Genomic DNA, 23,686 nt, shown 5'->3' with positions numbered 1-23,686 from the left:
ATCTGCATCGAGACACGGCGCGTAGGGCTATTTGGTCACGCGCACGGCATCACCGGGCTTCAGCTGCAGAATGCCCGTGCGAATCACAGAGTCGCCGACAGCTAGGCCATCCGTTACCTGAATCACCTTGTCCGAGCGAATCCCGATTTTCACTTTCTTGGGCACCATCTTGCCGTCCTTCACCGTGTACACGCTGTAGCCACTGGCCTCCGGAATAACGGCCTCAGTCGGTACCTGTAGCGCGTCCGTCGACTCACCGAGCTGCAGATTTACTTTCACGAAAGCGCCGGGCCGGAGCTCATCGTTGGTGTTAGCGTAGCGGGCCCGCACCGGCTGGGTGCGGCTTACGGGGTCAATCTGCGGGTCAATGGCGTAGACCTTGGCGTCGTATTTTTTGTTGGTCGCCTCGTCCGTGACGCTCACCACATCACCAACGCGCACATTGTTGGCGAAGCGGCCCGGCACGGCAAAGTCAATCTTGACGGGGCGCACGCGGGAAAGGGTCGTAATTTCGGTGCCGGGGCTCACGTAAGTGCCCACGGTGGCGGTAGTCAGGCCCAGCACCCCATCGAAAGGGGCTTTCACGAAAGCACGGTCCAGCGTAGCGCGTAGCGCCTGCAAGTCCGACTGGGCCGTGAGGAGCTGGTTGTTCGCCTGCTCATATTCCTGGGCGCTGATGTACTCTTTGTCCAGCAAAGTGCGCTGGCGGCGTTCCTGGTCACGGAAAAGCTTGATGTTGTACTCCTGCTTCCGGATGCCGGCTTGCGCCTCGTCGGCGTTGATGCTGAACAGCAGCTGGCCCTTGCGCACCGGCTGGCCCTCCCGGATATTTAGGCTGGTGATTTTGCCCGACAGTTCGCTCTTAATCACCACCGACTCATCGGCCAGCACCGAGCCCGTGGCAGCTACCTCGTCGGAAAGGTTGGTGGGTTTCACCACGTACACCTGTACCGGCAGCTTTTGAGCGCCGCCTTTGCCACCGGCTCCTCCGGGGCCGCCCTTGCCGGCACCCGCGCCTTTGCCGCCACCGCCTTTGCCATCGGCGTTGGGCGAGGGGAAGTACTTCATCTTGACAAAAACCAGCCCGGCCACAACGGCCAGCGTAACCAGAATCCAGAGCAGACGATGACTCTTGCCGGTGGGCGCTTCGGCTACTTCTATTTCCTCGTGTTCTTTGGTTTGCATAAACGGCATTTGGAGCCGACCGAAGTGTCGGGCACCGATAGGTAACGGTTGACAACGCTAACTGTTAGCTTTGGGTTTAGTCTTCTCCACAATGAGAGCAGCCAGCGTGGGAAGACACAAAAAAAGCCTGCAGGTTGCAGGCTTTTTTTGTGCAAAGCGAGGTGGCAGGGGCGCAAAATGCTCTGTTCTAATGCATTGCTTTCTGGTTGATGTAATTTTTGGCAAGGTCATTCAGCTTGGTATCCGTCAGCTGCTCTTCGTCCAGTGTCTGGCGCAGCAGTTGGGCGGCTTCGGCATAACCCAGGCGGTCGGCGTAGTGAGCCGCCGTGCCATATCCCGAAATTTCGTAGTGCTCTATGCGTTGCGAAGCCGCAATAATAGCGGCATCCATCACCTCATCGGTGGCGTTTTCCGACAGGGTTTTCTGGCCTTCCTTCACGAGGCCTTCCATGGCCTTGCAGGTTTCGCCGTCCAGGGCAATATCCAGGAGCTTCCCAATCTTTTCGAGGCGGGCCACCTGGTTCTGGGTTTCCTTGAGGTGCTTCTCAATGCCGGCCCGCAGCCGCCCATCCTTGGCTGCGGCCGCCATCTGGGGCAGCGCCTTTACCAGCTGGTTTTCGGCGCTGTACAGGTCTTTAAGTTCGTGCTGGAACAGGTCTTCAAGGGTTTCGAGCTTGGCTGAGAAGATTGACATATCGGTAGCTTTGGAGGTGGAATGATTTGCCTTTCTTTACGCCAGCCCATACGGCTTGTTATGGCCGGGCTTCCGCGGCTAGCTCCACCGTAGCCACAAGATTTTCTGCAAAAAACCCGTTACCTGCATGAATTCCCCTAAAAAACAATCGGACACCAGCCGTAATTTTTTTCAGGATGTGGAGGAAGTCGTGCGCCTGATACCACCGGGCCGCGTGAGTACCTACGGCGCCATAGCCCACTATCTGGGCGCCAGGCACGGGGCTCGCATGGTGGGCTACGCCCTCATTGCGGCTGCCCCGGCCCTGGGCCTCCATGCCGTGCCTGCCCAGCGCGTCGTGAACCGGAACGGGCTGCTGACGGGGCGGCACCACTTTGCCACGCCCACCGCTATGCAGGAGGCACTGGAAGCGGAAGGGGTGCGCGTGCAGGACGACCAGGTGGTGGACTTCAAAAAGCTGTTCTGGGACCCGGCCGTAGAGCTGGAGTAGCCGCAGCGCCCGGCCATGCGCGTCACACGGGCTGCGCCTTCTCGCACCGGCACCTAGCGGCGCGGCCACCCCGGCTGTTATCCGATGTAGTTGGGCTCGATGAAGCTCAGCGCAAGCTCTAGGCCGGTTTGGGGTAGTGCGCCCCTGGAGAGCAGAAATGCCCGGCACCACTTAGAAGCTGCGGCCCGCGGCATCAAATAAACTCCATGCACCGGGCTTTTAGGCTCCCCATCAATCCCTTACCTTTGCAGGGCGCAAACCCCGCGTCTCCTGCTTTTAGGTATGAAACAACCCGTACTGACTTCCCTGTTGACCTGCCTGACCGTAATGACGGCAGCGGCGCAGGGTACTTACTCCATCAAAGGCCGCGTGCTCGATAAGCTGACGGGCGAAGAACTGCCCGGCGCGACCGTGCAGGTTACGGGCAACGGCGTGAACACCGGTGCCGGAACTGAGGCCAGCGGCACGTACGCCGTACCTAATCTGAAGCCGGGAACCTACGTGGTGAAGGCCTCTTTTATCGGCTACAAGCCCAGCCAGCAGACCGTAACCATCGGCAACCAGAATTCGGTGGCCACTTTCCGGCTCGATGCGGACAATGCCACCCTCAATGAGGTGCAGGTAGTAGGTACGCTGGGCATTGCCGTGGAGCGTGAAACGCCCGTAGCTTACTCGACCGTGAACGAGGTGAAGCTGCGCGAAACGCTTTCCAACCGGGATCTGCCCATGATCCTGAACGAAACGCCGGGCGTGTATGCCACCCAGAGCGGCGGCGGCTCCGGCGACTCCCGCATCAATATCCGGGGCTTCGACCAGCGCAACGTGGCCGTGATGGTGAATGGCGTGCCGGTGAATGATATGGAAAACGGCGCCGTGTACTGGTCTAACTGGGACCTGGGCGACGTAACGCAGAGCCTGCAGGTGCAGCGGGGGCTATCGGCTTCCAAAATTGCCGTGCCGTCTGTGGGGGGCACCATCAACGTAGTCACCAAAGGCTTCGACAGCAAAAAAGCCGTGTTGGCTCGTCTGGAAACCGGCTCCAACAACTACCGCAAAGCGTCTCTGATGCTGAGCAGCGGTAACGTGAAAGACTGGACGTTCACGGCCTTCGGCTCGCGCCGCACCTCCGACGGCTGGGTTGATAAGGCCTACGACGACGCCTGGACGTACTTTGCCAACATCAGCAAGCGCATCGGCAACCACCGCCTGTCGCTGACCGGCATGGGCTCACCGCAGAGCCACGGCCAGCGCACGTTCCAGGCGCAGGTAGGGCTGTATTCCGATGAGAAAGCCCGCGAGCTGGGCGCCCGCCTCGTCAACAACGGCAACCGCGGCTTCAAGTACAATCCGTATTGGGGCTCCCTGACGCGCTATAAGTACGACCCCGGCACTAACTCAACCTATGATTTCGGGAAAGAGGAAACGCTGAACGAGCGTTCCAACTACTACCACAAGCCCCAGATCAACCTCAACGACTACTGGCAGGTAAACGACCGGCTGTTCATCAGCACGGTACTGTATGCTTCCTATGGCCGGGGCGGCGGGGTGAGCGGCCTGACCAGCGGCAACTCCAGCACCATCCGAGCCAACTCGGCTACGGGCCAGACGGATTTTCAGGGTATCTACGATTTCAACGTCCTCAACTACCCCAAAGTAGGTGGCGTGCCGAACTACAACGAAGAGCGGCAGTCGACGCAGTTTCTCATCAACAACGTCAACAACCACCGCTGGTATGGCTTTGTGGTGGGCGGCGACTACAAGCTGAAGGAAAACCTTACGCTTTCGGCCGGTGTGGACGGCCGCAGCTACTACGGCCTGCACTACCGCGAAGTGCGCGACCTGCTGGGCGGTGACTATGTTCGGCCAATTGCGGACCGGAACAGTGACCCGAACAGCCGCCTGCGGGTGGGCGACAAGCTCAGCTACAACTACGACGGCAAAACGCGCTGGATCGGGGGCTACAGCCAGGTAGAATACAAAACGCCGGTCTTCTCGGCGGTACTTAGCGGCACGCTCTCCGAAATCCGCTACAAGCGCATCGACTACTTCCAGCCCAAAGTGGTGAACGTGAATGGCCAGACGTACCCTGTTGCTTTCGGGCAGACGCAGGTGATTGACGGGCAGACCTACACCAACGCCGATGGCAGCTACGTGGAAACGGATTGGGTGAAGTTCCGGGGCTACAGCGTGAAAGGCGGTGCCAACTACAACCTCACGGAGCGCAACAACCTGTTCTTCAATGTGGGCTACAACAGCAAGGTGCCGTTCTTCAACTTTGTGTTCAACACCCAGGGCCGCCAATTCTCGGGAGTGAAGCCCGAAGGCATTACCAGCGTGGAGCTGGGCTACGGCATCACCTACCCCAGCCTGAAAGCTACCCTGAACGCCTACTATACCCTGTGGGCTAACAAAACGACTACTTCCTTCCAGACGCTGGACGGGGTGCCTACCTACACCAACGTCCGCAACGTGGATGCCCGCCACATGGGCATCGAAATGGCCGTGGCGCAGGACATCAGCCGCCGCCTGCAACTGAATGCCGCTATTTCTCTCGGCGACTGGCGCTGGGTGGGCAAAGGCCTGGTGAACCAGACCAACGAAGCCAATGAGATTATCGGGGAGCCGGATCAGCCGGTTTACCTCGATGGGGTGCACGTCGGCGACGCCGCCCAGAACCAGTTCCAGCTGGGCCTGCGCTACGAGCCGTTCACCAACTTCTACATCCGGCCATCGTTTCTGCTGTTCTCGAAATACTTCGCCGACTTCAACCCGGATAACATTCGCAACGAGGAAAGTAGTACCGACTCGTACCGTCTGCCCACCAGCCGCAACCTCGACATCCATTTCGGATACGAGCTGAAGCCGATTCATGGAGCCCGTGTGAGCTTCCGCGCTTCGGTACTGAACGTGCTGAACGAGTACTACTTCACGGACGTCTCGAACCGCAACAACTCAAACGTGGTAGATCCTAACCTGATCCAAGCCTTCTTCAACCGTGGCCGTACCTTCACGGTGGGAATGGCAGTAGGCCTGTAGCCGAGCTGTTCCGCTGCGCATCAACGAAAAGCGCCGGCCCCACGTGGGGCCGGCGCTTTTCGTTGATGGGTTATACACTGCCGGTTTGGCAGCAGCGTTCTGCCCATGCGAACTTAAATCTGGGTAGAAGCCATTGCCGGCTGCGACTCGCTGTTGTGGGCGGCCAGAATGGCGCCGCGCACTTCTTCAGGGCTGGCGTTTTTGAGCAGGTAGCCGTGCGCACCTTCCGCTTTCAGGCTTTCAATCAGTTCGGGCTCATCGTGCATGGAAATGATGATGACCCGAATGCGGGGATATTGCGCCCGCAACAAACGGACTGTCTGCAAGCCGTCAAGGTTGGGCATCTGCAGGTCCATGAGAATTACGTCCGGCAGCGTGCCCTGGTCGAGGCGCTGAAGCAGTTCTTCTCCATCCCCAGCTTCAAACAAAACTTCCATTCCGGGGAAGCCGCTGATAAGGGCCCGAAGACCTTTGCGAAAGAGAATATGGTCGTCGGTTACGGCTAAGCGAATGAGTGCAGGCGTGGGGTTCATAGGGCAGTAGAGAGAACAGGTGCCTGAAGGGCAGTAAGATACGGAATAGGGAAGGAAATCCAAACCTGGCTGCCGGCTCCCGGACCAGACTCGTAGCGGAGCGTGCCCTGGAGCACAGCTACCCGGCTGCGCAGGTTGGTGAGGCCGTGGCCGGTGCGGGAGCCGGGCAGGGGAGGGGCCTCTACCAGTGTAGAATCGAAGCCCACGCCATTGTCGGTGTAATGCAAAGAAAGGGTATCGGTGCCGAAGTCTACGATGACGCTGATGACCTCGGCATGCGCATGGCGCAGGCCGTTGCCGATTAGCTCCTGCACCACCCGGTACACAATGAGCTCATACTTGGGGTCGAGGCGGCGCGGCTGTCCGCGCTGTTCGAGCAGCAGGCGGGTAGGTCCATCAGCGGGCACCGTACGGGCCAGAGCGTCCAGTGCGAAGGGTAGTCCGAACTTCTGCAGGGCCGCCGGTAGCAGATTGCGCGAAATACGGCGTACTTCCGTAATGGCCTGGTCGAGCAGGGACGTGGCTTCCTGCGTAAGGCCGGGCTGGCCTAGTGTGCTCAGGTGCAGCTTCACGATGGCCAGCGTAGTACCAACCCCGTCGTGCAGGTCGGCCGCTATACGGCGGCGTTCCTCTTCCTGGGCCAGTAAAGCGGCTTCAAGGGCTTGTTGCTGAGAGGTTTCGCGCACCTGGCGCAGCTGCTCCTGCTGGCGTAGCAGCCGCCGCTGGTAGCGCAGCACAAAGGCCACAATGCCCAGGGCCAGCAGCAGCAGCACCGGCGTTGCCAGCAGCACAGGAACCAGCCAGTTATTCATGAAGTAGCAGCAACGAGGACGGCCGGGAGGCGCGGTAAAAAGCTAGAGCAAACAAACTATACTGCAACGCTGCCACCCCTGATACCAGCAGCGAAACGATGTGCTGGCCCAGCGCATCAGTAGCTGCAATGAAGGGCAGTACGAACACATAGAGTAGTACCGTGCCCGAAAAATACATTACTATACCCGAAGTGACTAAAAAAAACGGGTCGTTTTCTAGACGAACAGCAGGCATATGGCGGGCCAACTGGTAGAAGTAGAGCAATCCAAAGCTCAGAAGCAAGGTGCTCTGCAGCGTATGCGTGTAGGCATGCACGGGTTGGTCGCGCTCCAGCCAGAGCCAGTCCAGCAGGGCAAAAACCAGAAAGCTGGCCAGCGAAGCCACCACCGCCAGGCGCTGCCAGCGCAACTGGAAAAGGTAATAATACACGCTGCCCAGAAACAGTGTCTGAACCACTGTGTAAGCGTGCCAGAGTAACCCTTCATTGGCTCCCGACAGCGGGTGTACCGTGAGGATGGCAATGAAAACGGCCATGCAAGCCAGCCCCACGGCCAGAATGCGTAAAGACCGTGGGAGCAGGCTCCACCGGATGATGGCTATTGCCAATGGAAACAGCAACAGCAGCAGCGTGCTTTGCTCCATTCGTTCTGCCGCCCAAATAACCCAGTAAGAAGTTGGCATACGATATAAGCCCCGCAACTCGCAATAGCCTAAACGGGGCCTGAAGATACTGGTTTGTGCGCGGTCTGGCGTAGCCTACAGTTTATTTAGCTACTGCGCGAGTGGTATTTCGGAGTCGGGCTGGCGGGTGGGGTGCGAGGCGTACCACAGGGCCATGGCCAGCATCATGTTGAAAAAAATCAGCAGAATGAACTGAACAATGAACATTATCCAGATAATACCTGGGTCGGCACCGTCGCGCATGTACTCTGCCGCAACGTTAACCAGCACGGTACCGGCGTAGTAGAGCGTGATGCCGACACTGACCAGAAACAGCGGGTCCCGCTCAAGGATAATGGCCAGCAGTTCGTGCAGAATCTGGTCGAAATACAGCAGCACAGCCGTCAGCAATACAATGAACTGGAGCGCAAAAGTGGCTACGTTGGGTGGGCCATCGGCCCGGTAGCCTCCCTGAATAACCGTTTCGTAGACGGCCACTCCCAGAAACAGGCCCAGCATGCCCAGCAGCGCGCGGCGCTGCGTATGGTGGCGCAGCACAAGCAGATAAGTTGCGCCGAATCCTACCGTTTCGGCCGTTGTAAGCAGGTGCAGGAAAACAATGTTGTAGTGCCAGAAATACCGGCCTATCTCGCTCAGCAGGCCCAGGCTGCTTTGCGCCACCACCGTAAGGACAACCACGCGCAATGGCCGCTGCAGCCGCGGCCAGTAGCGCAGCCCGATTATCAGCGGTACCAGACACGTTGCCAGAGAAAACAGATTTAGCTGCTTGGCTAACGCTACCAGCCACGGAACGGGTTGCAACATGAAGCGAAACTAGGATTAAGTTGTAATATACTGATGCCTGTTGATCCGCTGCTGTGGAAGCTAAAATAATGAAAGGCAAAAAGCCAGCCCTCGCAGGTAGCGGGGCTGGCCTGGGCCGGTTGGTAGCAGAATGCCTAGTGCGCCAATAGGCTGCCGGAAGCACACCCGCTCCCGACGCAGGGCAGACCGTTGGCATAAAGGTGGTGAGACGTCTCGACCTGGTCCTGGTAGTTACCATCGATTCCGACCAGCACAAACGTATGCTCGTCGTTGTGCGTCAGAGCGTGGTAGATGCGGATGCCGGTGGTGGCGTTCTGGCGGATAAGCTCTTCCAGAATGGCGGCCTCATAGTAGGCTCCGCGCAGCTGGCCGGGGTGATTATATTGGTAGGTGCCCGTCCAGCGAACCGCCTGCTCCTGAGTTAAAGGAATCGAAACCGGGGCCGTAGCTGCCGAAAAGCCGCTTACATCTCCCACGAGCACACTCGCGGCGCACCAGACCGGGCAGCGTGGCGCGGCATCAAGCAGGCCGGCAGTGGTCTGGTCGTGGCCGGCGGCATCAACCCCGACCAGCACGAACAGGTCTTCGCCGGCATCGGTGGTGGCGTTGTAGATCCGGATGCCGGTGCAGCCTTCCTGGCTCAGCAAACTCTGGATGCCCTGGGCGCTATAGGCCACCGCCCGCAGGCTACCCGGATAGTGGCTGCGGTAGTTCAGGGTCAAGGCAACCGCCTGGTCCAGGCTAATTTGCTGGCCGGCGGAGGCTACGTCCTGAACAACCGACTTGTTGGGCGCGGCGGCATTCTGCTGCTCCTGGCAGCCCGGCAAACAGGTCAGGAACAGGCCGGCGGCCAGTAAGGAGAGAATAGCTGGTTTCATAATGGGTTAAAAGTAGATAAACCGGTAGAAATAGATGACGAGCTGCTGCATAGGTGCAGCCAGCAGCAGCCTGAGTTCAATAATTGAAGAACTAGCGCGTTTTCAGTGCCTTCCGGTTTGGGAAGATACGAAGAAGTAGACGGATTGCCAGCGTGCGTACAGGCCTTCGCTCACCATAAGCAAGGCGCTTGGCGGCAGTACTAATAAGACTCGTCTAGGAATGAACTGACTGCGAATGCGCAGCTTGCGGGACGGTTTGCGGTTCGCGCCCGGTCAGCCAAAAGGCGTAGGCCAGCAACACATACATCACCAAGTTCAGGGTAGTAAGTAATGGAATAGTCATGGAATTGTATTCCCAGAGACTGGTCAGACTGGTCCGGACCAGGAATAAAACGAAGGTGCCCGCATGAAAGATCAGTAACGCTACGCTTATAATAAATACCGGGTCACGCTCCAGCGCCACATTGCGCAGGTGGCGCAGGCTCTGCTCGAAGTACAGCAGAATCAGGCTGATCAGGAGTAGATGCTTCACAACCAGCGTGTAGTTGTTGACGGTCACCAGTTCGTTTTTAATACCATTCCAGAGGTCGTTGATAACGAACATATCGACTAGGGCAAAGGCTGTGTACAGCACCCCGCTCAGCAGGAAATACCGGCGCAGTCGAAAGCGCAGGACATGGTAGTAGACGGTCCCGATAAACCAGACATCCAGGATATCCACCGTCTGCCACACGGCTATGTTGTAGCCGAGCAGCTTCCCGCAGGCTTCCCCCAGAATTGTCATCACAGTCCACATCAGGCAGCAGTAGACCATAGCCCGCAGTCCGGCCGACAGGGAGGACCAGTACCGGAACCCGAAGTACAGCGGCAACAGGATAGAACACTGTCCTATGTAATAGAAAGTGTTTATCGCAAGCTTTAGCGCGTCAGATTCCGGTAGTATCATGGCCTAGGCTTAGTGGTTGAGAGGGCTGGTTACTGTGCAGGGGGGCGTTCCGGTGCCGTGGTCATACAGCACATACTCGCCCACAGTCGTCAGGTCGGCGTCGGCAGTGGCACTCACCAGAATCATGGTGTCAAGCGTTTCGGTAGTAGCTTCCGAATTTGCGAGATAGATGCGGATGCCTTTCGCACCCGGCTGGTCCATAAGGGCCTGAAATACTTCGGAGGTAAAGTATACCGAGCGAAGCTTGTTTGGGTGAGCTGTCTGATAGTTCCCGGTCCAGGTGACAGCGTCGTCGAGGGGAATAGTTGAACCTGATGTGTCTGTGAGAGGGCCGCAGTCCGGATCCATAGAGGAAGCAATAGGGTGTGAGAAGAATGGGACGAAACCACCAATTGGTTGGGGCATTCAAATATAAGCCAAACCAAATTGAGGGCAAGCAAACTTCTTCACTCACCTGTCCGCTGGGGCAGCCTGGCCAGCTCAGAAGAGTAGCCCGCCGCCGGTTTCACGGGGTGCCCGGGGCTGGCGGCGGGCGGCGGGCGCTGGCGTAGGTGCTTCCGGCTCGGGCTCCGGCAGCTCTTCTTCCTGGTCCAGGTTCTCAAAGACCCGGTCAATGGCATCTTCGGCGGTGCGGAGCTTTTGTTTGCAGAGCCGGATAAGGGAGGCGGAGCGCTGCACCCGGGCTGTCAGCTCGTCTACATCCACCGTATCGGTTTCGAGGGCGCGCAGAATGGACTCAAGCTCAGCTATGGCGTCGCGGTAAGTGGTTTCCATGGGATAAGGTAAGGGAAGTGGTAGCCGGCAAAGGTAGTCTGCGGGGTGCAGGCCGGATAAAGCAGGAGGTGAAGTAACGCTCGGACTGAAATCACGCCAGTTCGGCAGCCGGCGGTGCGGCTGGTGGCAGGCGCAGCGAGAGCAGCCGGATTTCAGCGCGGTGCAGCAACCGTTCTGTAGCCAGTTGCAGCTGAAACCGGTGGGTGAGCAGCTGCTCGCGCCGCCGCCGATGCAGATAGCGGAAGCGGCGGGCCAGTGTGTAGCCCAGCCGCCGCAACTGCCGGTGCTGGCCTTCAGCCGCTTGGTGGGCAGCCCGTTGCAGTGCCTGCCGCTGCTGGCCCAGCTGCTGCTCCTGCTGCCGCAGCCGCAGGCGGGCCAACGGAGCCGCTGCCCGCACCCGTTGGCGCAGCGCAGTATGGTGTTCCTGCAGGCGGTTTTGAGCTGCCAGATGAGTACGGCGCCCCAGCCGGTCGAAGTGGCTTGCGGAAGCTTGCACTACTTCCTGGGCCACCTCCCGAATACGGCCCGCGTAGCCATCAAATACGGCATCCAGCCGGGCCAGCCGCTCAGCCAGAAACGCTGCAACAGCAGTCGGCGTTTTTAGGGCCAAATGGGCCGCTAAGTCCACTACGGCTTCGTCCCGCTCGTGCCCGATACCTGTCAGGACCGGCACCGGAAACGCGCCGATAGCAGCGGCGAGGCCGTAGTCGTCGAAGGCCAGCAGGTCGGTTTTGGAGCCGCCACCCCGAATAAGGACCACCGCATCGAAATACTGGCGCCGGGGCCGAATAGTGTCCAGTGCGGCCCTGATGCTGGCCGGCGCCTCTGTGCCCTGCATGCTGGCCGGAAACAGCGCCAGCGAAAACGCATACGGCGACTCTTCCAGCTGGCGCACAAAATCCTGAAAGCCGGCGGCGGTGGGTGAGGAAATGATGGCCAGCCGCTGGGGTGCCAGCGCCAACGGCAGTGCCCGCTGCCGGTCCAGCAGCCCTTTTTCCTGCAGTTTGCGCAACGTTTCGAGGCGCTGGCGGGCCAGCTCGCCCACCGTGTAGGTCGGGTCAATGGCCAGTACATCCAGGCTCAGGCCGTACTGCTCGTGAAACTTCACCTGCACGCGCAGCATGATTTTCAGACCCACCCGAAGCTCCTGCCCCGTGTGCTCTTCGAACGCCGGGGCCACCTGCTGGTAGCGCTGGCTCCAGATGGTAGCGCGGGCCTGGGCCTTCAGCTGAGCGCCGCGGCCGGTCTGGTGCTGGTCGGTGAGGGTGAGGTAGCAGTGGGAGCCATCGAAGCGCGGCAGCGTGAGGTCAGCAATTTCGGCTACCACCCAGTAGGAGTCGGCAAACCGTTCCGTGAGCGTCTGCTTCACTCGCAGCAGCAACTCCGCCAGCGGCAGAGCCACAGGTGGCAGCGCCGAAGCCGGCAAACCTGGTTCAGAACGACGATTGTAGAGGGGAGGCATAGGTAGTAAAGGTAGCAGGTGTGAGGGGATGGTGCCAGTACCGCCGCAAACCACAGGAATAAAGCGGTAGAGGCTGCCTACCTATTGCGGGCGGCCATTGCACCATCCGGAGCCGGGACCTACGGTTCGGGGAGAGAGTTGCTGGTTTGCGGCCGGGTTTCACAACATATAGGCTCGTTTCGCGGTATGGCTTCCATATCTTGGCTTAAACTTTCCGGCCTGTTCTGCACCCTATGAGCTACCCAACTGCCACGCCCTATCTGGCTCAGCAAACACTCACGGTCCTTGTGCCGGTTTACGACGAAGAAGAAAGCCTGCCGCAATTTGTGGTAGAGATGGATAAGTTCTTGGCTCAGACCCCTGTTGCTACCACAGTACTGTTTGTGAATGATGGTTCCAAAGACGGGTCGCTGGGGTTGCTGCGCGATATTTGCCGCCAGAACCAGCACTACGAGTTTATCAGCCTGAGCGAAAACCGAGGCCTAAGCACGGCCATCAAAGCCGGCATCGACCATAGCCGCAGCACGCTGCTCGGCTACATCGACTCCGACATCCAGACTACTCCGCTGGATTTTCTGCAGTTTTTCGAGTTTCTGCCCGAGTACGATATGGTGAACGGTATCCGGGCCAAGCGGCAGGATACAGCGGTAAAGAAACTGTCGTCGAAGATTGCCAATACAGTGCGTCGCACACTCATCAACGATGGTATCGAGGACACCGGCTGCCCCTTGAAAATCATTAAGATGGAGTATGCGCGCCGTATTCCGCTTTTCCACGGCATGCACCGCTTTCTGGGGGCATTGGTGCAGTTGCAGGGCGGCCGCGTGAAGCAGCTCCCGGTGCGGCACTTCCCGCGTTTTGCGGGCACTGCCAAGTATAACCTCTGGAACCGGGCCTGGAAGCCGCTGGTCGATACATTCGGGTTCCGCTGGATCCGGAGCCGCTGGAAAAACTACGAAATCGGTGAGCAGCACCGCCCCGGAGCCCATGCTTAGCACCGAGCAGATAGCCCTGGGTATTGGCCTGACGTCGCAGCTGCTGTTCAGTAGCCGGATTGTGCTTCAGTGGGTGCAGAGCGAGCGGGCTAAGCGCGTGCTGGTGCCCACGCTGTTCTGGCAAATCAGCCTGGTTTCGTCGTTTCTGATGATACTCTACGGCATGCTGCGCCACGACCCGGTGATTCTGGCGGCCCAGCTCATCAGCTACGGCATCTATATCCGTAACCTGCAGCTGCTGGGCGAGTGGCGCAAGCTGAGCGGCATTTTCCGGGCCAGTGCCTACGTGTTTCCATTGGTCATGCTGGCTTGGTTTGTGGTCGGCAACCAGCATTTCAGCCTGAGAGGGATGCTGAGCCACGGTATTCCGGCCGGCGTGCTGGCATTGGGCACCATTGGGCAGACCATTTTTCTGCTGCGTTTCGTGTATCAGTGGCTGTATTCTGAGCGCAAAGGCGAGTCGGTGCTGCCGCTGGGGTTTTGGGTAGTGAGCTTTGTGGGTTCAGTCCTCATCCTGACTTATGCTGTGCTGCGCCGCCCGATAGATGTGGTGCTGATTGTGGGGAATGTTTTCGGAACGGTCGTGTATGCACGCAACATCGTGCTACTACGCCGGGAACTGCGCGCAAAGCCCAGTTCCGCCATGCCAATAGCTGAGCCGGCCGCGGCCGACTAGGGGAGGGGCTCTACTACCGTTACGCGCCAGTAACCCGCCTCCCGGGTGCGGTCAATGTAGAAGCTGTCGATGACCCGCAGGCGCACTTGCTCCCGCCATGCGGCCGGTAGCTGCTCTCGTACGTTGCTACTGGCTAGAACCGCTACTGGTCCGGGCATGCGCACCAATACTGAGTCGGGCGTGCGTGGCCAGGACGGCGTGGCTCGCCCAGCCCGCCATACTTCCTTAATATGCAGTTCCTCTAAGGTGTACCAGGGCAACTGGTCGAGTTCCGGATTATGCTGTAATGCTTCGGCACGGCGCAGGCCAGGGTCGCCTTTGCGGTTTACCCAGGCCGCGTGTACCGGCAGCAACACTGCTAGCAGCGCCGACATAGCCGTGATGGAAATGCCCATCAGCATTACTGGTCGTGGTTTTCGCACCAGCAGCCAGATCATCCAGACTGCTAAAGCTCCAAAAATCAACGCAGTCAGAGTGAAAGGCAGCGTGCCGGGCCCGAATCCGGGCAGCCGCACAAGAAACAGGGCCACGGGCAGCAGCGCAAAAATCAGAGCTAGTAGTCCGGTCCAGATGCGTAGCAGCAGGGTATCCAAACGTGTTGCCTGGTGCTGGCGGATTGCTGTTTCGAAGTAGTGCAGCAGGCCGGCTACCAGCAGCGCCAGGGGCGGCATAAGCGGCAGCATGTAGCGCTCCTTCTTCTCCGGAATAACGCTCAGCAGCAGCCACGCCAACAGCACCCAGGCCAGTACCGCCAGATACGGCACAAAACGGCCGGCGCGGGGCCGGGCATACGGCACGGCCAGCGCCAGCAGTGCTACCGGCGCCCAGATGCCCGCAAATACCGGGAAGTTCAGATAATCCCAGAATGGCCGAGCGTGGCGCTCTACCCAGGATGTAGCCTCCAGCCGCGCAACGGCCAGGGCCGCCGGTGCCACCGCGTCCTGAATGGCCAGGTAAGCCGGCCAGGCCAGCCCAACCAACAACGCAAGCAGCACCAGCAGCAACAGGCCGTTGCGGCGGGCTGCCGTAAGCGCGCCCCGGTCCGGATACAGGCGCGCAACGCCGAAAGCCAGCAGAAACGGCAGCAGCATGGCATACAAGGCGACAGGTCCTTTGCTCAGAATACTGCCGCCCAGCAGCAGCCCGCCGAGCAGAAACCAGCGCCAGCCGCCGGTTGCCGCCCGCCAGCCCCTCGCCAGGGCCCACAAAGCACCCATCAGAAAGCTATGCGTGAAAATATCCCAGTGCCCCTCGCGGCCTACCGTAATAACCAGTAGGCTGCTGGCCAGAACCAGCGCGGCCAGCCAGGCCGTACGGCCGGGGGCTTCTTCTTCGCCGGGCAGAGGCCTGGTTAGCTCCCGGGCCAGGCCCCAGAAAAACAGCACCAGCAGCACCGACATACCCGCCGCTGGCAGCCGCAGCAGTGCCGCATTATCAGGTTGGCCGGTCAGCTGGATGACGGCCGCTACCGTCCAGGTGGGCAAGGGGGGCTTGGCCAGCCGCAATGCCCCGTTCATGGTAGGAATAAGCCAGGAGCCGCCAGCTGCCATTTCGCGGGCCGCCACAAAGTTGCGCGACTCCATCAGGTTGACTTCAGCCGAGCCCAGATGCACGAAAAACGAAAAAAAGCAGACCAGCAGCACGCTGGCCAGGCGCCAGCCCCGCCCGGGACTTACAGGGGAAGCTACCCGCATACCTTATTCGGAGACAGTGGCTGCCTGCAGTGACGCAGCCTGGGGAGAGTTGCGCGGCTTTTCATCGAGCCAGGCCACAAACTGCCGCAAACCCTCGGCCAGCGGTGTGCGGGGCTCGTAGCCGAGCAGGCGCTTGGCTTTGGTGTTGTCGGCGTAGGTGATGTCCACGTCGCCGGGCTGGTCGGGCAGAAACTCTAGCTGCGGCACCACGCCCACGGCTGCGCCCACAGCGGCTACCAGATCCAGCAGAGCCACTGGCTGGCTGTTGCCCAGGTTCACGGTTTCGTAGGTGCCGGGGTTGTGCAGCAGGTAATTCAGGCCCCGCACGATGCCGTCTACCGTATCGGCCACGAACGTGTAGTCGCGGGAGGTGCTGCCGTCGCCATACACGGGAATGGGCTGCCCGGCCCGCAACAGTTGGGCAAACTTGTGAATCGCCAGGTCGGGGCGCTGCCGCGGGCCGTACACGGTGAAAAACCGGGCATTGAGCACGCTCATCTGATACAGATGATGATAGGTAAAGGTCAGTTCCTCGCCGGCTAGTTTGCTGGCCGCATAGGGGGAAATACAGCGCGCCAGCAGTGGCTCATCCTCGCGAAATGGGGTGGCTGGCGTATTGCCATAGACTGAGGAAGACGAGGCAAACAGCAGCGTTTGGATGGCGTGCCGGCGCATCCATTCCAGCAGGTGTGTAGTGCCGAGCAGGTTGTTTTCTAGGTAGGCCGCCGGCTCCCGTAGTGAAGGCCCAACTCCGGCTTTGGCGGCCAGATGTATCACGGCATCATAGGGAAGTGCCGGTAGGGCAGCCGTTAGGGCGTCGGGTCCCTGGCGCAGGTCTACTTCGCAGAAAGCGAAACGAGCATGCCGGCGCAGGGGGCACAGATTTTCTTCTTTCAGCTGCCGGTCGTAAAATGGGTCAAAGTTGTCGAGGCCCACGACGCGGCAGCCATCCGTCAGCAGATATTCACAAAGGTGAGAGCCAATAAAGCCGGCACAGCCAGTAACCAGTATAGTGCGCATACGCGGAAAAGAAGAAAGTCCCTTGAGAGAATAAACTCCAGGGCTACGCTGAAAGCATAACGGCCAGCAAGAGAATTGAGTTGTAAGTGCAGAAAACCCAGCGAAAAGTACCGTTGCTAAGAAAAGGAGTCGCAACGATACCCGCTTTGCTTTAATTTTGTTTTAATGTTTCAACAATCAGGGTCCGCTGCCAGAAAGGTATTGTCCGCTCACCAAGCACTATGGCTGTTCATATCAGTGCTCGGAGCTGCGTTTCTGGTGGGCATTAACAGCTGGGGGCCGTTGGAAAGCAGTGAAGCCCGCTATGCCGAAATAGCCCGCGAAATGCTGGCCGGGCGCGACTGGCTACACCCGAAGCTGCTGGGAATCGAGCATTTTCACAAGCCTCCGCTCACCTATTGGCTCACGGCCGTCGGTCTGACTTTGGGCGGCCCTACGGCGCTGGGGGTGCGGCTGCTACCGGTGCTGGCGGTGCTGGCGCAGGTGCTGCTGGTCTACGGGCTTGGCGTGCTGCTTTTCGACGGCAACCGCAACCGTGCCCTCACAGCAGCTATCCTGTACGGCACGCTGCCCGTTGTCCTGATTTCGTCCCTCAACGTAACGACCGACGCTTATTTGGCAACGCTGGAGCTGGCGGCTGCCTATGGCCTGCTGCGCCACTACCACGATGGGCGCTGGTGGGGCCTGTATGTGTGCTGGCTGGCCCTGGGGTTGGCCTTTCTGACCAAGGGGCCGGTCGGATTTGTGCTGCCGCTCATGGTTATGGTCGGATATTATTTCCGGCGCGGCCAGACGCGGCGGCCCTTCACCTGGCACCACTTGCTGGGAGTAGTGCTGTTTGTGCTGGTCGGGCTGAGCTGGTATATGTTTCTGATTGCTGAAAACCCAGCCTTCCTGCGCTATTTTCTGGTAGGGCACACTGTGGAGCGCTTTGCAAATGCGGAGGCATTCGGCCGGGCCAAACCGTGGTGGTTCTACTTAGTGCTGGCGCCTGCCACGGGGCTTCCCTGGTCGATGCTTCTCATGGTGCAGGCCATGCGCATAGGCTGGCGCAGGCTGCCGCAGCTATGGCGCAACGTGCTCTTGTTCTGGACACTGACGCCACTAGTGTTTTTCTCTCTTTCGCAGTCGAAGCTGATTCTATACGTGCTGCCCATTTTTCCGGGTGTGGCGCTGCTTGCTGCCTACTATCTGCACGAAATGCCCGCCGACCAGCGCCGCAACTGGTACCGCGGCTGCCTGGGGCTGTGGGCAGTGTTGCTGCTGGCTTTGGCTGGTTTGCCGTGGCTGGCAAAGGAACTCAACCTCACTCTGGACTTATCGGCCGCACTGCTGCCGGGTATTGGGTTGGTGGTACTGCTGCTGAGCGCCTGGCAAACCCGACACCGGTTACGCGCCACGGCTCAGCTGCTACTGGCAGGTACTCTTTTCACTGTTACACTGCTGCTGGCCGCTAAACCTCTGCTACGCCAGAATGAGTTGGCTTTTAATGGCATTAGGCCGGTAGTGGAGCGCCTGCGCGCCGAAGGCATGGACCAGCGTCCGGCGCTGGTCTATAATGAGTTGTTACCTTCTCTGGCCTTCGCGCAGGGCCGGGTGCCGGTGTCGCTGTATGCCGGCAATTCCCAACTGCTGCGCGAAACGCAGTTTGAGCCTACGGCGGCCTGGCATCATACCTGGCTCAACACGTTTGCTTTCACCCCGAACACGCTCGACTCGCTGCGGCGGCAGCGGCCGGTGCTGCTGGTGAAGGGGGAGGTAATTGCCGGGCAGGAATGGCTGGTGGCGCCGTTTTCGCACCAGCTGCAGGTAGGGCCGTGGCGGCTGTACTACGACTGGTAAGTGCTGGTGCAACGGCCCGAAAAACCCGGCGTCTTTTTCTGCCGGTAGTAGAAGGAGAATACGCTAGCGTGGCTGAGAGGCCGCTCCGGCTGCCGTCCCGATTTCTCAAATCCGCTTACCTTGCCTGCCCCAACCCTAAATTTCCACAAACCCAACTCCTATGAAAAACCGCAACAGCCTGACGCTTGCCGCCGTGGCCGCCACCGGTCTGGCGCTGGCCGGCTGCGCTGCCAGCAGCACACCCACGGCTTTCACTACGCCCGCCACCGCCACCCCGGCTGCTCCTGCTGAGGAGCCCATTGTACCTGGTGTGGGGCTGAACGTAGCCAACCGCGACCTGACGGCATCTGCCTGCGACAATTTCGACCAATACGCCTCCGGCAACTGGTACAAGAACAACCCCATTCCGGCCGCTGAAGTACGCTGGGGTGCTTTCAACGAGCTGGCTGACAAGAACAACGCCGTAATGCGGCAGATTCTGGAGGAGGCCGCGGCCAACACGTCGGCTGCCAAAGGCTCAAACGCCCAGAAAGTCGGCGACTTCTACGCTACCGCCATGGATACGGTGGCCATCGAGAAGGCTGGCCTGAAATACCTGAAGCCCGAGCTGGACCGCATTGCCGCCATCAAGGACCTCAAAGGCCTGCAGGCTGAAATCGTGCGGCAGCAGCTGGAGGGAACGGGCGCTTTCTTCAGCAGCGGCGTAGGCCAGGACGAGAAGAAGAGCACTGAATATGCCGTTCAGATCTACCAGGGCGGCCTTTCTCTGCCCGACCGGGACTACTACCTCAAGGACGACGCCCGCTCGAAAGGCATCCGCAGCGCCTACACGACCTACCTCGTGAATACGTTCAAGATGCTGGGCGACAACGAAGCCACGGCGGCTAAAAACGCGGCTACGGTGATGCGCCTGGAAACGCGCCTCGCCAAAGCCAGCAAGAGCCGTGTAGACCTGCGCGACCCGTACGCCAACTACAACAAAATGACGCTGGCGGAGCTGAACAAGCAGTTCCCGAACCTGGCGCTGCCCACGGCCCTCAAGGAAATGAAGCTGAGCGCGGCCAAGGAAGTAATTGTGGGGCAGCCGGCTTTCTTCAAAGAGGAAAGCGCCATGCTGAAAAGCGAGCCGCTGGCCGACCTCAAAACCTACCTGCGCTGGCATAAGGTGACATCGTTGACTTCGGCGCTGCCCAAAGCCCACGGCGACGAAGCCTTCCGCTTCACGCAGGTGCTGACTGGCGCCAAGCAGCAGCAGCCCCGCTGGAAGCGTATGAACCGCGACACGGACGGTGCCCTGGGCGAAGCTTTCGGCCAGCTGTACGTGGACAAGGCCTTCACGCCCGAAACCAAAGCCAAGGCGCTGGCCATGGTAGCCAACATCAAGGAGGCCATGGGCGAGCATATCCAGCAGGTAGACTGGATGAGCGCCGCCACCAAGGCCGAGGCCATGAAAAAGCTGAATGCCTTCACCGTGAAAATAGGCTACCCCGACAAGTGGAAGGACTATTCGGCGCTGAATATCTCGCGTGAGTCGTACCTGAAAAACGTGCTGGCCGCCCGCCGTTGGGCCTCGCTGGACAACATCAGCAAGTTCGGCAAGCCGATTGACCGCAACGAGTGGGTGATGACGCCGCCGACGGTGAATGCCTACTACAACCCGCCGATGAACGAAATTGTGTTCCCGGCCGGTATCATGCAGCCTCCGTTCTTCGACCCAAAAGCCGACGACGCCGTCAACTACGGCGGTATGGGGGCCGTAATCGGCCACGAAATCACGCACGGTTTCGACGACCAGGGCCGCCAGTACGATGCCGAAGGCAACCTGCGCGACTGGTGGACCAAGGAGGATGCGGAGAAGTTTGATGCCCGCGCCGGCATGGTGGGCAAGCAGTATTCGGCCTTCTCGCCGCTCGACTCGGTGTATGTGAACGGCAAGCTGACCATGGGCGAAAACCTCGCCGACCTCGGCGGCCTCAACATTGCCTACACGGCCCTGCACAAAGAGCTGAAGAAGCAGTACCCCGACGGTAACTACCCCAAATACGACGGCCTCACGCCCGACCAGCGCTTCTTCCTGAGCTGGGCGCAAGTATGGCGTACCAATGCCCGCCCGGAGTATCTGCGCCAGCAGGTAATGACGGACCCGCACTCACCAGCCATGTTCCGGACCAATGGCCCGCTGCAGAACATGCCTCAGTTCTACGAGGCCTTCGGCTGCAAAGAGGACGCTAAAATGGTGCGCGTACAGACCGAGCGTGCCAAAATCTGGTAGTCTGACTTCGATTCTAGTGCCATGAAAAAGGCGGTCCGCATCATGCGGGCCGCCTTTTTTGTTTTAAAGGAGAAACAGCTCCCTACGATGCCACCTCAGAATGGCGCGTATCTTGCGCCATGCAAAAGACTCTTCGCTTGCTGGCTTTCGTGCCGCTGCTGCTGGCTGCCTGCTCTCGTTCCGAATCAGTGCAGGAGCAGATAGCCGACCCGAAAGTAGGGGATGTGTACGTGGTGCAGTTTCAGCCCCGGGGCACTACCACGGCGCGCTACTTCTTCTACCACCTCTACCGCGTAGCGCCCGACAGCGTGTACCTGCACCCGGCCCGCACCGACTCGCCCACGCCCGACGCCGACCTGCGCCAGCTGTCCTTTGAGCCCACGCCCCAAACCATTGCCTACACCCGCGCCGAGCTGCGCGAGCTACTCGGCCAGCAACCCGGCGACGTTACCAAAAGCCAGCTGATCAAGGTGCGGCGGCCGTAGCAAGAACCGGCTGTTGCTTTTCGGCTAGGGAAGTATTTCTACCCGAATAGCCACGTCGGTCAGGGGCCATTTGTAGTCATCGACGGGCTCGTTGGCTATTTTGTCTACCACGTCCATGCCTTCTGTCACTTCGCCGAACACGGTATACTTGCCATCCAGAGAGGGCACACCGCCTACCGTGGCATAGGCCCGCTGCTGCTCCGGGCTAAGAGGCCGGCCGGCCATAGCTAGGCTCTGGGCAGGCGTCAGCTTCTCGCCCTGCACAAAGTAAAAATCAGTGCTGGATGAAAGCTGGCCGGGGTTCTGCTCGTCGTCATAGCGGGCCATGCCCAGAACGCCCCGGCGGTGGAAGTGCTGCGGCCGGATTTCGGGGGGCAGGCGGTAGCGGTTCATCCGGATGGTGCGGTGGTCGGAGGCCCCGCCCTGCACCGCAAAGCCTTTCAACACGCGGTTAAACACTGTTTCGTCGAACACGCCGCGCCGGGAAAGCAGCAGAAAGTTGGCTTTGTGAATTGGCGTATCGTCGTAGAGCTTCACCTTGATGTCGCCGAGGCGGGTGTGCAGCACCACGCCCGAGGCCGGGTATTGCCTGCCATACGGCAGAAGCAGCGTGGCAGCGTTGCTGTCGGCCAGGGCCAGCAGGGCCGGGCCGGGCACCGGTTTTTCTGCCGATACAGCCGGGGCGGCCGTTTCCTCGACTGGCTGCTGGCGGTTGCAGGCCAGGCCGCCCAAGCTAACCGCCACGAAGCCGGCGGCCTGCAGCAGGTGGCGGAGCCGTGGGGCAGCAGAAGGAGCTAGAAACATCATGGCAGGAAAAACAGAAACAGGAGCAGAGAAACCAGGGCGGCAGCTCCAGTCTCACAGGAGGCAGGCTGCCGCCCAAAGGTAGCAGCTCCCGCAAAAATGCCGAAAGTCAGCCCACCCCTCAGCGGCTGGCCGATGCAAGAAGCAGGAAGTTGGAGCAGAAGGAAAAAACAAAGGTCCCGGCCACGGTGCGCGGCAGAGACCTTGTTTTTGAGCGGTTGCAGCCCGGAGCCGGATGCGTACTCCCCAAATCAGACGGGCTACCAGCCGGAGCCGGCTGGCGCGCCCCAGCCGTCGTCTTTTTTGGCTGCTTTCTTTTTCGGCTGTTCTTTTTCCTTCAGTTTGATACTGCCAGCTTCCGTCTTGGCCTTCACTTTCACCTTTTCTGGCTGCTTGGCGCTGCCAGCCGGAGCCGCAGCAGCGGCCGGAGCTGGTTCGGGCGGTGAGGCCGTATCGAGCACGGGCGGCGCCATATCGGTGGCGGCGTTGATCTGGTCGGCCTGCACTACAGCCGCCTGCTTCTGCATAGCCAGCAGCAACTGCTGATCGGCCAGGCCGTTCTTCTTCCAGATTTTGAGCTGGTTCTCGAGCGAGTCCTTTTCAATTTTGCCAGGCTTTTTGGCCATCAGTTCGTTCAGGTTGGGGCTGCCGCCGTCCTTCCAGGCGGTCATCCACAACGACGACACAAAAGTGGGCGCCAGCTTCATCCGGAAAGCCACCATACCGCCCACTTCCTTGTGGTAGGCATCAGCAAAGGCATCGGAATAGAAGCGCCGGGTCTTGCCGTATTTGTGCGAGAAGTTGTATTTGGTTTCGGGCGTAAACTGCCGGGTCACTTTCTCTTCCCGGTCGAAGGTTTCGCCCAGAAAGCCGTACGATTCCTGCAGGATTTTCCAGATGTCGGTCAACGGGTCCTTCACGTACTTGGCCGGCTCGGCATCCAGCTTATACTCGGCAATGTGGCGCTCAGGCAGCTTGCTTTCCCACAACGAGTGTAGCCCGGTCTGGTTCGTGAGTTGGCCGTCGTAGTTCTCGGTAGTGTGCAGCGGCACGTAGGCATCGGCTACGTAGTGGCAGAGGTCGGCGGAAAGGCGGATAATGGCCAGCGTATCTCGCTGCTTGAAGGCTTCCGTGAGGTTGTCCTTCACTTCCATGATGGTCCAGGGCACCGTGCCGTACTTGCGCAGCGTGTCGGCGGTGTACTTGGCTTCGGCTTTGTCCCAGGCTTTGGGCATGGCCCCGAACGGGTTGTCGCCGAAGTGGTCCATGTCGATGAAGTGCTTGCTGGCCTCTTTGGGGTCCGCGTCGCGCCGCTCATCAGGGGCCGTGGAGAGGCGCACCAGCTCTTTCATGTGGCGGAAATAAAAGGGCTGGAGGGCGGCGGGCAGCGTATACACAGAAATCTGCGCAATGGTGCGGTGGGCAAAGAAACCCCAGCCCGGCGACGTAACCGGCACCAACAGCGCCAGGCACAACAAGAGGAGAAACGGTTTTTTCATAGCAGAAGGGCAAGCCCGGAAGATGGCCTCCGCGAAGTTAGCGGATTGCCGCATTGCTGAAACTGTGCCTCCCCGTATTCGCTGGAAATCTGCGTATAAGCAC

The 23,686-nt window shown here is 59.8% G+C and carries 22 protein-coding genes; 7 read left to right on the top strand and 15 right to left on the bottom strand.

Annotation, left to right across the window (positions count from 1 at the left end):
* Window positions 1-27: 27 nt before the first annotated feature.
* Window positions 28-1,185, bottom strand: a complete 1,158-nt coding sequence (locus tag IC231_RS11270) for an efflux RND transporter periplasmic adaptor subunit (RefSeq protein ID WP_190784603.1) — start codon at window positions 1,183-1,185, stop codon at window positions 28-30.
* Between the two features lie 187 nt (window positions 1,186-1,372).
* Window positions 1,373-1,879, bottom strand: coding sequence for a YciE/YciF ferroxidase family protein (locus IC231_RS11265; RefSeq protein ID WP_190784602.1), 507 nt, complete (start codon window positions 1,877-1,879; stop codon window positions 1,373-1,375).
* A gap of 127 nt (window positions 1,880-2,006) precedes the next feature.
* Here IC231_RS11265 and IC231_RS11260 point away from each other — a divergent pair, with 127 nt between their 5' ends.
* A complete protein-coding gene (locus IC231_RS11260; RefSeq protein ID WP_190784601.1) occupies window positions 2,007-2,369 on the top strand; it encodes an MGMT family protein in 363 nt (120 codons plus the stop codon).
* Between the two features lie 282 nt (window positions 2,370-2,651).
* Window positions 2,652-5,405 carry a TonB-dependent receptor gene (locus tag IC231_RS11255; RefSeq protein ID WP_190784600.1) on the top strand — a complete coding sequence of 918 codons (2,754 nt, stop codon included), beginning with the start codon at window positions 2,652-2,654 and terminating at the stop codon, window positions 5,403-5,405.
* A 113-nt stretch (window positions 5,406-5,518) separates the two neighbouring features.
* Here IC231_RS11255 and IC231_RS11250 read toward each other — a convergent pair whose 3' ends face one another.
* The 9 genes from IC231_RS11250 to xseA all read right to left on the bottom strand — a co-directional run bounded on the left by IC231_RS11250 (window position 5,519) and on the right by xseA (window position 12,296).
* The gene (locus IC231_RS11250; RefSeq protein WP_190784599.1) at window positions 5,519-5,938 is read right to left on the bottom strand and encodes a response regulator; all 420 of its coding nucleotides are present in this window, start codon (window positions 5,936-5,938) and stop codon (window positions 5,519-5,521) included.
* Window positions 5,935-6,750 carry a sensor histidine kinase gene (locus tag IC231_RS11245; RefSeq protein ID WP_190784598.1) on the bottom strand — a complete coding sequence of 272 codons (816 nt, stop codon included), beginning with the start codon at window positions 6,748-6,750 and terminating at the stop codon, window positions 5,935-5,937. The genes IC231_RS11250 and IC231_RS11245 overlap by 4 nt, the downstream gene beginning before the upstream one ends.
* Window positions 6,743-7,432, bottom strand: a complete 690-nt coding sequence (locus tag IC231_RS11240) for a hypothetical protein (RefSeq protein ID WP_190784597.1) — start codon at window positions 7,430-7,432, stop codon at window positions 6,743-6,745. The genes IC231_RS11245 and IC231_RS11240 overlap by 8 nt, the downstream gene beginning before the upstream one ends.
* 90 nt (window positions 7,433-7,522) lie before the next feature.
* The gene (locus IC231_RS11235) at window positions 7,523-8,236 is read right to left on the bottom strand and encodes a hypothetical protein (RefSeq protein WP_190784596.1); all 714 of its coding nucleotides are present in this window, start codon (window positions 8,234-8,236) and stop codon (window positions 7,523-7,525) included.
* A gap of 134 nt (window positions 8,237-8,370) precedes the next feature.
* Window positions 8,371-9,114, bottom strand: coding sequence for a hypothetical protein (locus tag IC231_RS11230; RefSeq protein WP_190784595.1), 744 nt, complete (start codon window positions 9,112-9,114; stop codon window positions 8,371-8,373).
* Window positions 9,115-9,328: 214 nt separating this feature from the next.
* A complete protein-coding gene (locus IC231_RS11225) occupies window positions 9,329-9,901 on the bottom strand; it encodes a hypothetical protein (RefSeq protein WP_190784594.1) in 573 nt (190 codons plus the stop codon).
* Window positions 9,902-10,069: 168 nt separating this feature from the next.
* Window positions 10,070-10,408 (bottom strand): hypothetical protein, encoded by a 339-nt coding sequence (locus IC231_RS11220; protein WP_190784593.1) that lies wholly within the window; start codon window positions 10,406-10,408, stop codon window positions 10,070-10,072.
* A gap of 132 nt (window positions 10,409-10,540) precedes the next feature.
* On the bottom strand, window positions 10,541-10,834 hold the full coding sequence (gene xseB, locus IC231_RS11215) for an exodeoxyribonuclease VII small subunit (RefSeq protein WP_190784592.1): 294 nt from the start codon (window positions 10,832-10,834) through the stop codon (window positions 10,541-10,543).
* Between the two features lie 91 nt (window positions 10,835-10,925).
* Window positions 10,926-12,296, bottom strand: a complete 1,371-nt coding sequence (gene xseA, locus IC231_RS11210) for an exodeoxyribonuclease VII large subunit (RefSeq protein WP_190784591.1) — start codon at window positions 12,294-12,296, stop codon at window positions 10,926-10,928.
* Between the two features lie 233 nt (window positions 12,297-12,529).
* On the opposite strand from xseA, the gene IC231_RS11205 reads away from it, so the two are divergent.
* Together IC231_RS11205 and IC231_RS11200 are read left to right on the top strand one after the other, a co-directional pair.
* Window positions 12,530-13,291: a glycosyltransferase gene (locus IC231_RS11205; RefSeq protein ID WP_190784590.1), complete on the top strand. Its 762-nt coding sequence runs from the start codon at window positions 12,530-12,532 to the stop codon at window positions 13,289-13,291.
* Window positions 13,260-13,967: a lipid-A-disaccharide synthase N-terminal domain-containing protein gene (locus IC231_RS11200; RefSeq protein WP_211538999.1), complete on the top strand. Its 708-nt coding sequence runs from the start codon at window positions 13,260-13,262 to the stop codon at window positions 13,965-13,967. Before IC231_RS11205 ends, IC231_RS11200 begins: the two co-directional genes overlap by 32 nt.
* On the opposite strand, the gene IC231_RS11195 is transcribed toward IC231_RS11200, so the two are convergent.
* The gene (locus IC231_RS11195; RefSeq protein ID WP_190784589.1) at window positions 13,964-15,661 is read right to left on the bottom strand and encodes an ArnT family glycosyltransferase; all 1,698 of its coding nucleotides are present in this window, start codon (window positions 15,659-15,661) and stop codon (window positions 13,964-13,966) included. The two genes, IC231_RS11200 and IC231_RS11195, sit on opposite strands and share 4 nt — an antisense overlap.
* 3 nt (window positions 15,662-15,664) lie before the next feature.
* Window positions 15,665-16,681 (bottom strand): GDP-mannose 4,6-dehydratase, encoded by a 1,017-nt coding sequence (locus IC231_RS11190; protein WP_190784588.1) that lies wholly within the window; start codon window positions 16,679-16,681, stop codon window positions 15,665-15,667.
* A gap of 201 nt (window positions 16,682-16,882) precedes the next feature.
* Between IC231_RS11190 and IC231_RS11185 the strand changes: the two genes are divergently transcribed.
* From IC231_RS11185 to IC231_RS11175, 3 genes are all read left to right on the top strand, one after another.
* Window positions 16,883-18,523, top strand: a complete 1,641-nt coding sequence (locus IC231_RS11185; protein ID WP_190784587.1) for an ArnT family glycosyltransferase — start codon at window positions 16,883-16,885, stop codon at window positions 18,521-18,523.
* Between the two features lie 160 nt (window positions 18,524-18,683).
* Complete coding sequence (locus IC231_RS11180) at window positions 18,684-20,795, top strand: M13 family metallopeptidase (protein WP_190784586.1); 2,112 nt, start codon at window positions 18,684-18,686, stop codon at window positions 20,793-20,795.
* A gap of 119 nt (window positions 20,796-20,914) precedes the next feature.
* Window positions 20,915-21,280, top strand: a complete 366-nt coding sequence (locus IC231_RS11175) for a hypothetical protein (RefSeq protein WP_190784585.1) — start codon at window positions 20,915-20,917, stop codon at window positions 21,278-21,280.
* Window positions 21,281-21,304: 24 nt separating this feature from the next.
* On the opposite strand, the gene IC231_RS11170 is transcribed toward IC231_RS11175, so the two are convergent.
* The gene (locus tag IC231_RS11170) at window positions 21,305-22,087 is read right to left on the bottom strand and encodes a peptidylprolyl isomerase (protein WP_190784584.1); all 783 of its coding nucleotides are present in this window, start codon (window positions 22,085-22,087) and stop codon (window positions 21,305-21,307) included.
* A gap of 257 nt (window positions 22,088-22,344) precedes the next feature.
* The gene (locus tag IC231_RS11165; RefSeq protein ID WP_190784583.1) at window positions 22,345-23,583 is read right to left on the bottom strand and encodes a zinc dependent phospholipase C family protein; all 1,239 of its coding nucleotides are present in this window, start codon (window positions 23,581-23,583) and stop codon (window positions 22,345-22,347) included.
* Window positions 23,584-23,686: the final 103 nt, after the last annotated feature.

Origin of the sequence: Hymenobacter duratus (assembly GCF_014698995.1) — a bacterium.
Classification (GTDB): Bacteria; Bacteroidota; Bacteroidia; order Cytophagales; family Hymenobacteraceae; genus Hymenobacter; species Hymenobacter duratus.
Note: the sequence above shows the minus strand (reverse complement) of the source record. Positions and strands in the feature narration are given on the sequence as shown.

What these genes read in the sequence shown, in the direction of transcription:
- IC231_RS11270 (WP_190784603.1), bottom strand. Translation starts at nt 1,185, where the DNA reads ATGCAAACCAAAGAACACGAGGAAATAGAAGTAGCCGAAGCGCCCACC.
- IC231_RS11265 (WP_190784602.1), bottom strand. Translation starts at nt 1,879, where the DNA reads ATGTCAATCTTCTCAGCCAAGCTCGAAACCCTTGAAGACCTGTTCCAG.
- IC231_RS11260 (WP_190784601.1), top strand. Translation starts at nt 2,007, where the DNA reads ATGAATTCCCCTAAAAAACAATCGGACACCAGCCGTAATTTTTTTCAG.
- IC231_RS11255 (WP_190784600.1), top strand. Translation starts at nt 2,652, where the DNA reads ATGAAACAACCCGTACTGACTTCCCTGTTGACCTGCCTGACCGTAATG.
- IC231_RS11250 (WP_190784599.1), bottom strand. Translation starts at nt 5,938, where the DNA reads ATGAACCCCACGCCTGCACTCATTCGCTTAGCCGTAACCGACGACCAT.
- IC231_RS11245 (WP_190784598.1), bottom strand. Translation starts at nt 6,750, where the DNA reads ATGAATAACTGGCTGGTTCCTGTGCTGCTGGCAACGCCGGTGCTGCTG.
- IC231_RS11240 (WP_190784597.1), bottom strand. Translation starts at nt 7,432, where the DNA reads ATGCCAACTTCTTACTGGGTTATTTGGGCGGCAGAACGAATGGAGCAA.
- IC231_RS11235 (WP_190784596.1), bottom strand. Translation starts at nt 8,236, where the DNA reads ATGTTGCAACCCGTTCCGTGGCTGGTAGCGTTAGCCAAGCAGCTAAAT.
- IC231_RS11230 (WP_190784595.1), bottom strand. Translation starts at nt 9,114, where the DNA reads ATGAAACCAGCTATTCTCTCCTTACTGGCCGCCGGCCTGTTCCTGACC.
- IC231_RS11220 (WP_190784593.1), bottom strand. Translation starts at nt 10,408, where the DNA reads ATGGATCCGGACTGCGGCCCTCTCACAGACACATCAGGTTCAACTATT.
- xseB (WP_190784592.1), bottom strand. Translation starts at nt 10,834, where the DNA reads ATGGAAACCACTTACCGCGACGCCATAGCTGAGCTTGAGTCCATTCTG.
- xseA (WP_190784591.1), bottom strand. Translation starts at nt 12,296, where the DNA reads ATGCCTCCCCTCTACAATCGTCGTTCTGAACCAGGTTTGCCGGCTTCG.
- IC231_RS11205 (WP_190784590.1), top strand. Translation starts at nt 12,530, where the DNA reads ATGAGCTACCCAACTGCCACGCCCTATCTGGCTCAGCAAACACTCACG.
- IC231_RS11195 (WP_190784589.1), bottom strand. Translation starts at nt 15,661, where the DNA reads ATGCGGGTAGCTTCCCCTGTAAGTCCCGGGCGGGGCTGGCGCCTGGCC.
- IC231_RS11190 (WP_190784588.1), bottom strand. Translation starts at nt 16,681, where the DNA reads ATGCGCACTATACTGGTTACTGGCTGTGCCGGCTTTATTGGCTCTCAC.
- IC231_RS11180 (WP_190784586.1), top strand. Translation starts at nt 18,684, where the DNA reads ATGAAAAACCGCAACAGCCTGACGCTTGCCGCCGTGGCCGCCACCGGT.
- IC231_RS11175 (WP_190784585.1), top strand. Translation starts at nt 20,915, where the DNA reads ATGCAAAAGACTCTTCGCTTGCTGGCTTTCGTGCCGCTGCTGCTGGCT.
- IC231_RS11170 (WP_190784584.1), bottom strand. Translation starts at nt 22,087, where the DNA reads ATGATGTTTCTAGCTCCTTCTGCTGCCCCACGGCTCCGCCACCTGCTG.
- IC231_RS11165 (WP_190784583.1), bottom strand. Translation starts at nt 23,583, where the DNA reads ATGAAAAAACCGTTTCTCCTCTTGTTGTGCCTGGCGCTGTTGGTGCCG.